The organism is Lacticaseibacillus jixianensis (genome assembly GCF_003946485.1).
Classification (GTDB): domain Bacteria; phylum Bacillota; class Bacilli; order Lactobacillales; family Lactobacillaceae; genus Lacticaseibacillus; species Lacticaseibacillus jixianensis.
The window spans coordinates 1-11670 of record NZ_RHOJ01000016.1; the positions used below are offsets into that span (position 1 = coordinate 1).

The following is an 11670-nucleotide window of genomic DNA, read 5'->3' on the forward strand; positions in this document are numbered from 1 at the left end:
CACGCAAGGTCTTGGGCTGGAAGACACCAGCTGAAGTCTACCTAGGTAAAAAGTTGCACTTGATTTGACAATTCGTCACGTTCAAGGTGCGCAGAGTTCGCGCACTTAGCGGGATGGGTAGCCGCTACGCATGTCAGCCTGTACGCCGCGAGCGGCTACAGGCTGATCATAGCACCAGTCATTGCCGCCGTTTTTTGGCGGCGAGGGCTGGTGCGTAGCTAGCCACTCCCGCGTTGCGAACTCGAAGCCCAATTAGAGCAAGGTGCGCAGAGTTCGCGCACTTAGCGGGATGGGTAGCCGCTACGCATGTCAGCCTGTACGCCGCGAGCGGCTACAGGCTGATCATAGCACCAGTCATTGCCGCCGTTTTTTGGCGGCGAGGGCTGGTGCGTAGCTAGCTGCTCGGGCGTTGTCGACCCGTAGCCCAGTTAGGCCAAGGTGCGCAGAATTCGCGGTTTTAGCGGGACAGCCAGCCTAATTTTGGCTGTGCAGGGTTCATGCGCGCAAGTCAGATCGCTTTAGGTGGATGATTTCGCCAAAATCGACTTAGATGAAGCCGGTTACGCTCATCCGGTCACTAAAGAAAATTTCAATGAAAAGGCTGATGCTAAGGGCGTTGGGAAGGCCTATCAACAATTCCGTGAAATTTTTCACTCAAATTTGTTTACAAATTCACATACCTCCTGTATATTATTGTTTGTGAAATGGTTAACGAAAAAATTGACAGACTTGTGGAGGGATATCAATGCTCAAACAGAAGCCAGAAACGCAAACCGACATCGAAACGACGATCGATGCGCTCGTGAAGAAGGGGCAAGAAGCGCTTGCGGTCCTGAAGACATATGACCAAGAAAAAATCGACAAGATCGTGCACCGCATGGCCATCGCTGGCCTGGATCACCACATGGAGCTCGCCAAGATGGCGGTTGAAGAAACCGGCCGCGGGGTTTACGAAGACAAGGCGATCAAGAACATGTTCGCCACTGAAGAAATCTGGCACTCGATCAAGGACAACAAGACCGTTGGTGTTATTTCTGAGGACAAGCAGAAGGGCCTGACGATGATCGCCGAACCAATTGGGGTCATTGCCGGTGTCACTCCGGTCACTAACCCGACTTCGACTGTGATGTTCAAGTCTGAAATTGCCATCAAGACCCGCAACCCGATCATCTTCTCCTTCCACCCCGGCGCCCAGAAATCCTCGGCCAAAGCCCTGGAAGTGATCCGCGACGAAGCGATGAAGGTGGGGCTGCCAGAAGGTGCCTTGCAGTTCATCGCCGAGCCAAGCATTGAGGCTTGCCAGGCGTTGATGCATCACCCAGGCATCGCGACGATCCTGGCCACTGGCGGTCCTGGCATGGTGAAGTCCGCGTACTCCAGCGGCAAGCCAGCGCTGGGTGTTGGTGCCGGCAACGCGCCAGCCTACATCGAGGCGACAGCGAACATCAAGCAGGCGGTCAACGACATCGTCCTGTCCAAGAGCTTTGACAACGGCATGGTCTGCGCATCCGAGCAAGGGGTGATCGTTGACGCGCCGATCTACGATAAGGTCAAAAACGAGTTCCAGGCGCAAGGGGCTTACTTCATCAAGCAAAAGGACTTGAAGAAGTTCACCGAGACCGTCATCAATACCGAAAAGATGGCTGTTAACCCGCGGATCGTCGGCCAAAGCGTTCAGCAGATCGCCGAATGGGCTGGCATTGAGATCCCACAGGACACCACGATTTTGATCGCCGAGCTCAAGGGGGTCGGGGATGCTTACCCGCTGTCCCATGAAAAGCTCAGTCCCGTTTTGGCGATGATGAAGGCGCAGGACCACGAAGAAGCCTTTAAGCTGGCAGAAACCATGCTCGACATTGGTGGCCTTGGGCACACGGCAATCATTCACACGGCAGATCAGGACCTCGCGCTGGACTACGCGGATAAAATGCAGGCCTGCCGCGTGCTGGTCAACAGCCCATCGACGTTCGGGGGCATTGGGGATCTGTACAACGAGATGATCCCGAGCCTGACGCTTGGCTGCGGCTCCTATGGTGGCAACTCAATTTCACACAACGTGGGGACGATCGACTTGCTTAACATCAAAACGCTGGCAAAGCGCCGCAACAACATGCAATGGGTCAAGCTGCCGCCGAAGATCTACTTCGAGCGCAACTCGGTCCGCTACCTGGAAAAGATGGACGGGCTCGACCGCGTCCTGATCGTCGGCGACCGGGGAATGGAAAAGCTTGGCTACGTCCGCATCGTTGAAGACGTGTTGAAGAACCGCACGAACAACGTGGACGTCCAGACCTTCCTGGACGTTGAACCGGATCCTTCCACGAACACAGTTTACAAAGGCACCGCGATTGCGAAGGACTTTAAGCCCGACGCGATCGTCGCGGTCGGCGGCGGCTCCGTCATGGATGCGGCCAAGGGGATCTGGTTGTTTTACGATGGCGATGGTGACTTCTTCGGCGCCAAGCAGAAGTTCTTGGATATCCGCAAGCGCACGTACAAGTTCCCTAAGCCGACTAAATCCAAGCTGGTCTGCATTCCGACTACCTCAGGAACTGGCTCTGAAGTGACCCCGTTTGCAGTCATCACCGACTCGGACACCGGCATCAAATACCCGCTGGCTGACTACGCGTTGACTCCGGATGTCGCACTGGTCGATTCTCAGTTTATCGAGACTGTGCCCCCGAAGGTCGTTGCCGACACTGGGCTGGACGTGATCTGCCACGCTACCGAAAGCTTTGTTTCGACCATGGCCAGTGACTACACCCGCGGCCTTTCACTGCAAGCACTGAAGATTGCTTTTGAAAACCTGGAGGCATCGTACAACGGCGACCTGGAAGCCAAGGCGAAGATGCACGACGCGTCAACCATCGCCGGGATGGCCTTCGCCAACGCCCTGCTGGGGATCAACCACAGTATCGCGCACAAGCTGGGCCAGACGTTCCACCTGCCTCACGGACGCTGCATCGCGATCACCTTCCCGCACATTGTTCGCTACAACGCGGCCCGGCCGAAGAAACGCGCCGTATGGTCCAAGTACAACTACTTCCGCGCTGACGAAGACTACGCTGAAATCGCCCGTTACCTGGGCCTCAAGGGCAACACCACGGCCGAGTTGGTCGAGGCGTTCGCCCAGGCCTACATCGACCTTGCACACCGCGTGGGCGTCAAGATGAGCCTGAAAGATCAGGGCATCGAGAAGCAAGCCGTGCTGGACAACGTGGATCGCATCGCCGAGCTGGCCTACGAAGACAACTGCACGGTCACCAACCCGATCGAGCCGTTGATCGCGGACATGCGGCAAATCGTGCTAGACGAGTACGAAGGCACTGCTTCAAGCGTTGGCACTAAGTAACCATTTCTTCTTCACAAGTCTTGAGAACCGGAAGAACACGTCGAAAGGCGTGTTTTTTTTGTGTAACTCATGCATAATGGAGAGTGTGTATAAACTGAAAGTAAGGATGAGTATGACACCAAATAAAGAGGATTATCTCAAAATGATTTTCGAGCTGGGCGGCGACACCGCCTTGATCTCCAATAAGCAGATCGTTGCCGGGCTGAGCGTGTCGGCCGCGTCGGTCAGCGAGATGATCACCAAGTTAGTGGAGCAGAAGTACGTGACCCACACGCCGTATCAGGGGATCAAGCTGACGGCCAGTGGCCAGCGGCGCGCGGCTGCTTTGGTGCGCAATCACCGCCTGTGGGAGGTCTTTTTGACCAATGACTTGGGCTACCCAGTCGACAATGTTCACACCGAAGCGGAGATGCTGGAGCACGCAATGACGCCCGAAATGGCGGCCCGCATGGCCAAGTTCCTCGGCAACCCGAAATACTGCCCCCACGGCGGTGTGATCCCCGACGAGGACGGCCATTATTTGGACCAAAGCCGCGTCACGCTGAGCCAGTGTCAAGTCGGCACACAAGGTCACATCGAGCGCATCGTGGACGAGCCGGGACTGATCGATTACGTTTTTGGGCTGGGGCTGGCGATTGAGGATCACTTTGAGGTGATCGCCAAAACTGCGGCTGCGATCCGGGTCCGGCAGCGGGAAACCGGTAAAGAACTGGACATCGATCCAGTGCGGGCCGAGCACATTTTTGTTGAATTGTAGCGATTATTGAAAGCGGTGGCAGTTTCACTATGAGTAAAGAAGTTAATGCAGTCATTATCATGTTCGGCGGCTCGGGCGACCTCGCCCACCGCAAACTGTACCCCGCGCTGTTTGGGCTTTTTCAGCACGGCGTGTTAAAGGACCACTTTGCCGTGATTGGGACCGCTCGCCGGCCCTGGAGCGATGATCATTACCAGCAGATCGTGGCGGACTCGGTGCGCGAGGCAGGCGCCACCGATGACCAAGCCATCGCCGCCTTTGCCGCGCATTTTTGCTACCAGTCGCACGACGTGACAGACGCTGACCACTATGTGACGTTGAAGCAGCTGGCAGCCAAACTCGATGATCAGTACGAGGTGGGCGGCAACCGCCTGTACTACATGGCCATGGCGCCGACCTTCTTTAGCACCATTGCCACGCACCTGAAGTCTGAAGAGTTGCTGACGGAGCAGGGCTTCAACCGCCTCATCATTGAGAAACCGTTCGGCCACGATTACGCCAGCGCCAAGGCACTGAACGATGCGATCACCGGGACGTTCAAGGAGGACCAGATCTACCGGATCGATCATTATCTGGGCAAGGATATGGCGCAGGCAATTTTAGCGTTGCGGTTTGCCAACCCATGGCTTAAGGGCGTGTGGAACAAGGATTACATCAAGGATATCCAGATCACGCTGGCGGAGGCCGTGGGCGTGGAGGAGCGCGCCGGCTACTACGAAACTGCCGGTGCCCTGCGCGACATGGTGCAAAACCACGTCATGCAGCTGGTCGCGTACCTGACGATGGATGAGCCCAAGAGCCTGACGCCTGAAGCCATTCACCAGGTCAAGGCGAAGGCCTTCGATGACCTGCACCGCTACACGGAAGCCGAGGCCAAGCAGAACTTTGTGCGGGCCCAGTACACGGCGGCCACCATTGATGGCCAAGCGGTCCCTGGCTACCGTGAAGAAGATGGCGTGGCCAAAGATTCCATGACCGACACGTTCGTTGCGGGCAAGATCCTGACCGACAATCCCAACTTGGCCGGCGTGCCGATCTTCATTCGCACCGGCAAGCGCCTGACGCGCAAGTCGACGCAGGTCACTGTGACGCTGAAGGGCGGCGCCAGCCCGTTCGGCCAGGTCAAGGGCAATCAGCTGACCATCTACATCGAGCCAAACGAAGGTTACACCCTGGAGATCAACGCCAAAAAGCTGGGCGAGACGACCACGCTGGAGCGCGAGTGGCTGAACATGCGCCACGAGCCCCAGGCGGTCAAGGATGCACCAGAAGCCTATGAACGGCTGATTGGCGACGTGCTGGCGGGCGATCAGACCAACTTTAACCACTGGAACGAGCTGGCGCAGACGTGGCGCTACGTCGATGTGATCTCCAAGGCGTGGGCCAAGGACCAGACCATGCCGACTTACGAAGCGGGATCGATGGGCCCCAAGGCCGCGTTTGACCTGCTGAAGGCCGGCGACCACGATTGGTACTGGCAGCCGCGGCACACGCAGCTAGCCGATTAATAAGAAGGCGTCAGGTTCGCTGGTGGTGAGCCTGACGGCGGGTGCTTGAGGGAGGGTCGGCTTGGTGCCGGCCCTTTTGCCCGCGAAAGGGGTGACTTGATGCTTGAGATCCCAATGCAAAATGACACCTCGCGCAAGATCGTGCACGTGGACATGGATGCTTTTTACGCCTCGATCGAGGAGCGCGACGATCCCAGCTTGAAGCCGCGGGCGCTGGTGATGGCGCACGATCCGCGCCAAACCGGCGGCAAGGGTGTTGTGACCACGGCTAATTACGTCGCCCGGCAGTTTGGGGTGCACTCGGCGATGCTGGCCAACGAGGCGCTGAAGCTGGTACCCAAGCGGCTGCTGACGTTCAAAACGCCAGATTTTGACAAGTACCGGGCAGTCTCCCACCAGATCCACCAGCTGTTTCACCAGGTCACTGACTTGATCGAACCGGTGGCGCTCGATGAGGCGTACCTTGACGTCACGGCCAACCGCGACTTTAAGAATACGATCCAGCTGGCCCTGTGGCTCCAAGATCAGATTTATCAGCAGACCCGCCTGAGCAGTTCGATCGGCCTGTCGTACAACAAATTCTTGGCCAAGGAGGCGTCCGAGTACAACAAGCCGCGCGGGCGGACAGTCATTCTGCCGGAGCAGGCGCAGCTGTTTCTTGACCGCCTGCCGATCGAGGAGTTTCGCGGCGTGGGCAAAAAAACCGCGCCGCTGCTTCAGGAGCTGGGCATTGTGGACGGCCTGACGCTGCGGACTTACGGCCAGGAGCGGCTGATCGCCAAGCTGGGCAAAATGGGCTACGAGCTTTACCGCCATGCGCTCGGTGTCGACAACCGGCCGGTCCTGGTTCGTTCGGCCAAGTCGATCGGGAAGGAGCGGACCTACCGCGCGTTATTGACGTCCGAAGCCGCGGTGCGCGCCCAGTTGGAGAAGCTGGCCGCCTTGGTCGCTGAGGCGTTGGCCCGCAAGCAGATGCACGGCAAGACGGTGGTGCTGAAGGTGCGCGATGGGGACTTCAACACCCAGACCCGGCGGCAAACCGCCGACCACTACTTCCGCTCCGCCGCGTCGATCCTGACGGCAGCCTGGCAGCTGTGGGAACAGGAGACGACCCATCCCCAACAGATCCGGCTGCTCGGGATCACGGTGACTGGGCTTGACCCCCAGCAGTACGAGAATCTCGACCTACCAATATAACAGCTTGACATGTGTTATACTACAGAAAACACAAAAGTGAGGCGAAGGACTTGGCAACCAAACATGAACAGATCCTGGCCTACATCGGCGGCCTGCCGGTGGGCACCAAGATTTCCGTCCGCGCAGTGGCCAAGGACCAGCGCGTTTCGGAAGGCACAGCATACCGCGCCATTAAGGAGGCGGAGACGTCCGGTCTCGTCTCGACGATCGAGCGGGTCGGCACGATTCGCATTGAGCAAAAGCCGCTTAACAACATCGACTCCTTGACCTTCCGCGGACTGCTCGCCCTGACCGACGCCAAGGTGCTGGGCGGCTCGGCCGGGCTGGCCAAGCACCTGGACAAATTTGTCATCGGCGCCATGACGCCTGACGAAATGCTGCGCTACATCACCAAAAACTCACTGGTGATCGTCGGGAACCGTGAAGACGCCCAGATGCTGGCGCTTCAAAATGGCGCGGCGGTCCTCATCACCGGGGGCTTTGCGACCACCGACCGGGTGATCCGGCTGGCCAACGAGATGGAGCTGCCGGTCATGCAGACCACGCACGATACCTTTACCGTGGCGACCATGATCAACCGTGCCCTGTCCGATCAGGCGATCAAGCAGGACATTTTGACGATCGCCTCAATCTACACGCCACTGGATGCAGAGGTCCAAGTGGGTCAGCCCGAGCAAACCGTGGCCGATTTCAACCGGCTGCGCGCCGGGCGCAACGACTTCGCCCTCCCCATCGTGACGCCGGCAAACCGCCTGGTCGGCATGGTCAGCAAGAAGCAGACTACCGGCAAAAAGCCGGGAACGGTGCTTGAGCGGATCATGGTGAAAGACGCCATCACCGTGCGGCCTTACCTCGGCGTCACCGCGGTGGGGCACATGATGCAAGGCAACGGCCTCTCAGTGTTGCCCGTGGTCGATGATTCCTGGCAGCTGCTGGGCATCGTCACTCGCGGGGCGGTCTACTCCGCTTTGGCCGAGCTGGGCACCAATTCGCAAGGCACCACCATTGCCGATTCGGTCGCCGGGGCAGTCACGCCGGCGGCCGCGGCCCCACCGGTGGGCGCGGCGTACACGCTGGTCACGACCCCGATGATGATGAACAAACTCGGCACCCTGAGCTTTGGGGTGTTGAACGAGATCATCAACTACGCGGTCACCCACTTTCTCAACGCCCAGGGTCGCCGCAACGTCTTGATCGAGCAGCTTGCTCTGCACGCGTTTCGGCCGCTTCAACTGGAAGCGACGGTGCACATCGAAGTCAAGACGCTGGATCTGAACTCCCACACCGGGGTCTTTGAAGTTTCACTGGCCGCGGACGGCATGATGGCCGCCTTGGCACTGGTGACCTGTCAGTTACTCGAAAGGACAACACGATGATTCAAACCAAAATTCTTGATGCCATTCAAAGTTACGACACGATCATTATTCACCGGCACGTCAAGCCTGACCCTGACGCACTGGGCTCTCAGGGCGGGCTGGCCGAAGCCATTCGGGCCGCTTACCCGAGCAAAACGGTGTACCAGGTCGGCGGCAGTGTCGGGGACCTGGCGTGGCTGAGCACAATGCAGGAAGTCCCCGATGACGCATACGCCGGCGCCTTGGTCATCGTGTGTGACACGGCGGATCGGCCGCGGATCGCGGATGACCGCTTTGACCGCGGGGCCATGCTGATCAAGATCGATCATCACCCCAACGATGATGCCTTTGGCGACCTGCAGTGGGTCGACGAAGACGCCAGCTCGGTGTCCGAAATGATCTACGACTTGATTCAAGCCTCCGACCGCCGCCTGTTTTTGACGGCGGCCAGTGCCCGCCTGCTTTACGCGGGCCTTGTTGGCGACACGGGGCGCTTTCGCTTCAACAACACGACGCCTCACACCCTGGCGGCGGCTGCACGGCTGGTGCAGGAGGACTTTGACCCGGCCGGCTTGAACAATCAGATGAACGCGCTGACCTTCCCGCAGGCCAAGCTGCAAAGTTACATCTTCGATCACCTGACGATTTCACCGGCAGGGGCCGCCACCGTCACTGTTCCGCTGGTGGTCACCGAAGACCTGGGGCTCGCGCCAGACGAGGTGCACGCGGCGGTGGGCACACCGGGCCGGCTGGGTGAAGTGATCGCTTGGGCGCTGTTTGTGGAGCAGGCCGGCGAACCATACCGGGTCAACCTGCGCTCCAAGGGCCCGGTCATTAACGGGCTGGCCAAGGCGCACCGCGGCGGCGGCCATCCGCTGGCCAGCGGGGCCAAGGCCGCAGACGAGACCGAAATTGCGCAGATCACCCAGGAATTAGACGCTTTGACCGCAGCATTCAGAAAGTAGGATCCCATGACCAATCAATTCAAACAATACCAACTTGCGCCGTTTTTGATTTCGGCGCTGGACGCCGATCACATCACGGCGCCGACTCCCATCCAGGAAAAGGTGATCCCGGCGTTGCTGCGCGGTGAAAGCGTGGTGGGTCAGAGCCAAACTGGCTCAGGGAAGACGCACGCGTTTCTCTTACCGCTGTTGACCCGGGTCGATCCGGACAAAGACGAGGTGCAACTGGTGATCACCGCCCCGTCGCGGGAGTTAGCTGATCAGCTTTACGAAGTGGCAGAAAGCTTGGTGCAGTTTGCCCCGACGCTGCGCGTGCAACGCTACGTCGGCGGAACGGACAAGGGCCGTCAGGAAGAGAAACTGGCGAGCAAGCAGCCGCATGTCGCCATCGGGACGCCAGGCCGCCTGCTGGATCTGATCTCGGACCACGCGCTGGCTGCATACACCGCGAAGATGTTCGTGGTCGACGAAGCGGACATGACGCTGGACATGGGCTTTTTAGCCACCGTGGATCAAATCGCTGGCCAGTTTGGTGAAGACCTGCAGATGGCAGTCTTTTCGGCCACCATTCCGCAGAAACTCCAACCGTTTTTGAAAAAATACATGGCCAATCCGACCATCATTGAACTGAAGCCGCAAACCGTCATCGCCGACACCGTCGAAAATGACCTGATGCAGGTCCCTGCCCGCGACCGCAACGCACTGATCTACAAGCTGGCCACGATGGGGGAGCCCTTCTTGGTCCTGATTTTTGCCAACACGAAGACGGCCGTTGACGGGTTGCACAAGTACCTGACCGATCAGGGCCTGAAGGTCGCCAAGATCCACGGCGGCGTGGAGCCTCGGCGGCGCCGGCAGGTGATGAAGCAAATCGGCGAACTCAAGTACCAGTACGTGGTCGCCACCGACCTGGCGGCGCGCGGGATCGACATCGACGGCGTGTCTTTGGTGATCAATGCTGAGCTGCCGAAGGATAACGAGTTCTTCATCCACCGCGTCGGGCGGACGGGCCGCAATGGCCAGCCTGGGGTGGCCGTCACGCTTTACGAGCCCGGGCAGGAGGCGCAGATCGCCGAGCTTGAGCACATGGGCGTGCACTTTACCCCTAAGGCACTAAAGGCCGGCGAGCTGGTCGATTCATACGACCGCAACCGCCGCATTCGGCGCCAGAAGAAGGCCGCCCCAGTTTCCGGCAAGATCGCCGGAATGGCCGCTAAGGAAGCCAAGAAGAAGATGCCTGGCTACAAGAAGAAGATCCGCAAGGCCGCCGAAAAAGAAGCGTGGTTCAATAACCGGGTGGAAAAGCGCAACGCCGCCCGTTCTGCGCGCAAGGCGAAAAAGGGTCAACAGTAACCGGCGCTGGTGAGGTGAATCATGGCAAAAGTGGAACTGATGCTTTCGGAGTGGAATGCACTGACGGAAGACCGGCGGCGCTTCATTGTCACGCAGCTTGGTCGCTATTTTCTCAGTCCCTTGCTGGCGCTTGATGCGATCGTGCCGGTGGCCGTGGACTACTTCGGCAATCACCTGAGCACCTTCGACATCTTGATTGGTGGGGAATGGATGCGCTTTGTGCCCGGCATGCCAAACGTCGCGCTGGGGATCCAGGATCCGGTGCCGACGCAGATGCAAGACGCACTGGCCGCCTTGGGCGTCGCTGCGCCCAGCGCGGCGGCCCACCTCAGTCCGGCCGCGGTCCGCGACATGCCGCCGATGCTGGTCGCCAGGGCCAGTGTGCGCACCGACGAGGCCGTCATCGGCACGATCGATCTGACCACTCAGGTCTTTGCCGGCGATCACCTGGCGTACATGCCGGTCAAAAATCGCGTGTTGACCCTGCTGCGCCCTAAGAGCGCCAGTCTAGCGCCGCAAGGCAAGTCGGCGTTTGCGCCGCGGCTAGCCGACGATGCGGTGGTGCTGCGACTGGCCGGAGAACATGTTTACCAAATCGCCGTCAAGCGTGACTGGGACCAGGCCGGGCTCGTCAAGCACCTGTCCCGGTTTGGCTTCGGCTTGCCGGATGAGCGCGAGTACGAGTACCTGATGAGCGGAGGACTTGATTCCCTGTTTGGCTGGGGCAATCGGCTGCCTGAACCGGGTTTGCGTTACGTCCCCAACCGCTTTGGCCTCACGGTGCCGGTTCTGCGCAGCGGGGCAGAGCTCGTGCGCAGCGCCTTTGCCAAAAGCGCCCCGGTGGCGTCAGGGGCGACCGGCCAAGCGCTCTTGCCGCTGTCGCCATTTTACCGTACGCGGCTGGGCGATTTTGCCACCATGCGTTACCGCAAGATCGCCAAGGTCGAGCTGAACTGACTGCGGCGGGTATTCGCCGCGGCGGCCACTTGATGGCCCGCTGCGTGGGTGCGGCCGCTGGCTTTTTAGCCGAGGCCCGCTGCGATATTGACACGCCGCAGCCCGGTTCGTATAATGAAACTTTGTTAGGACATGCAGGGTCGTCGCCGTTTTCAGAAAGTCGCCGGGCGGTGTGAGGCGATAGCGGACCGGCTCCTGTGCTCCCTGATCTGACTAAGATAATCAA

Annotated in this window: 8 protein-coding genes; all 8 read left to right on the forward strand. The window is 59.3% G+C overall.

What is annotated here, in order from left to right; translation table 11 throughout:
* The first annotated feature begins 745 nt into the window (after positions 1-745).
* Complete coding sequence (gene adhE / locus EKM85_RS07520; RefSeq protein WP_125585660.1) at positions 746-3352, forward strand: bifunctional acetaldehyde-CoA/alcohol dehydrogenase; 2607 nt, start codon at positions 746-748, stop codon at positions 3350-3352.
* Between the two features lie 112 nt (positions 3353-3464).
* Complete coding sequence (locus EKM85_RS07525; RefSeq protein ID WP_125585661.1) at positions 3465-4109, forward strand: metal-dependent transcriptional regulator; 645 nt, start codon at positions 3465-3467, stop codon at positions 4107-4109.
* Between the two features lie 29 nt (positions 4110-4138).
* Positions 4139-5617, forward strand: coding sequence for a glucose-6-phosphate dehydrogenase (zwf, locus tag EKM85_RS07530; protein ID WP_125585662.1), 1479 nt, complete (start codon positions 4139-4141; stop codon positions 5615-5617).
* A gap of 99 nt (positions 5618-5716) precedes the next feature.
* Positions 5717-6814: a DNA polymerase IV gene (gene dinB / locus EKM85_RS07535; RefSeq protein WP_125585663.1), complete on the forward strand. Its 1098-nt coding sequence runs from the start codon at positions 5717-5719 to the stop codon at positions 6812-6814.
* A 50-nt stretch (positions 6815-6864) separates the two neighbouring features.
* Complete coding sequence (locus tag EKM85_RS07540) at positions 6865-8190, forward strand: DRTGG domain-containing protein (protein WP_125585664.1); 1326 nt, start codon at positions 6865-6867, stop codon at positions 8188-8190.
* Entirely contained in the window at positions 8187-9134 is a 948-nt protein-coding gene (locus tag EKM85_RS07545; RefSeq protein ID WP_125585665.1) for a DHH family phosphoesterase, read from the forward strand. The genes EKM85_RS07540 and EKM85_RS07545 overlap by 4 nt, the downstream gene beginning before the upstream one ends.
* A 6-nt stretch (positions 9135-9140) precedes the next feature.
* The gene (locus tag EKM85_RS07550) at positions 9141-10487 is read left to right on the forward strand and encodes a DEAD/DEAH box helicase (protein WP_125585666.1); all 1347 of its coding nucleotides are present in this window, start codon (positions 9141-9143) and stop codon (positions 10485-10487) included.
* Between the two features lie 21 nt (positions 10488-10508).
* Entirely contained in the window at positions 10509-11444 is a 936-nt protein-coding gene (locus EKM85_RS07555) for a hypothetical protein (protein WP_125585667.1), read from the forward strand.
* Positions 11445-11670: the final 226 nt, after the last annotated feature.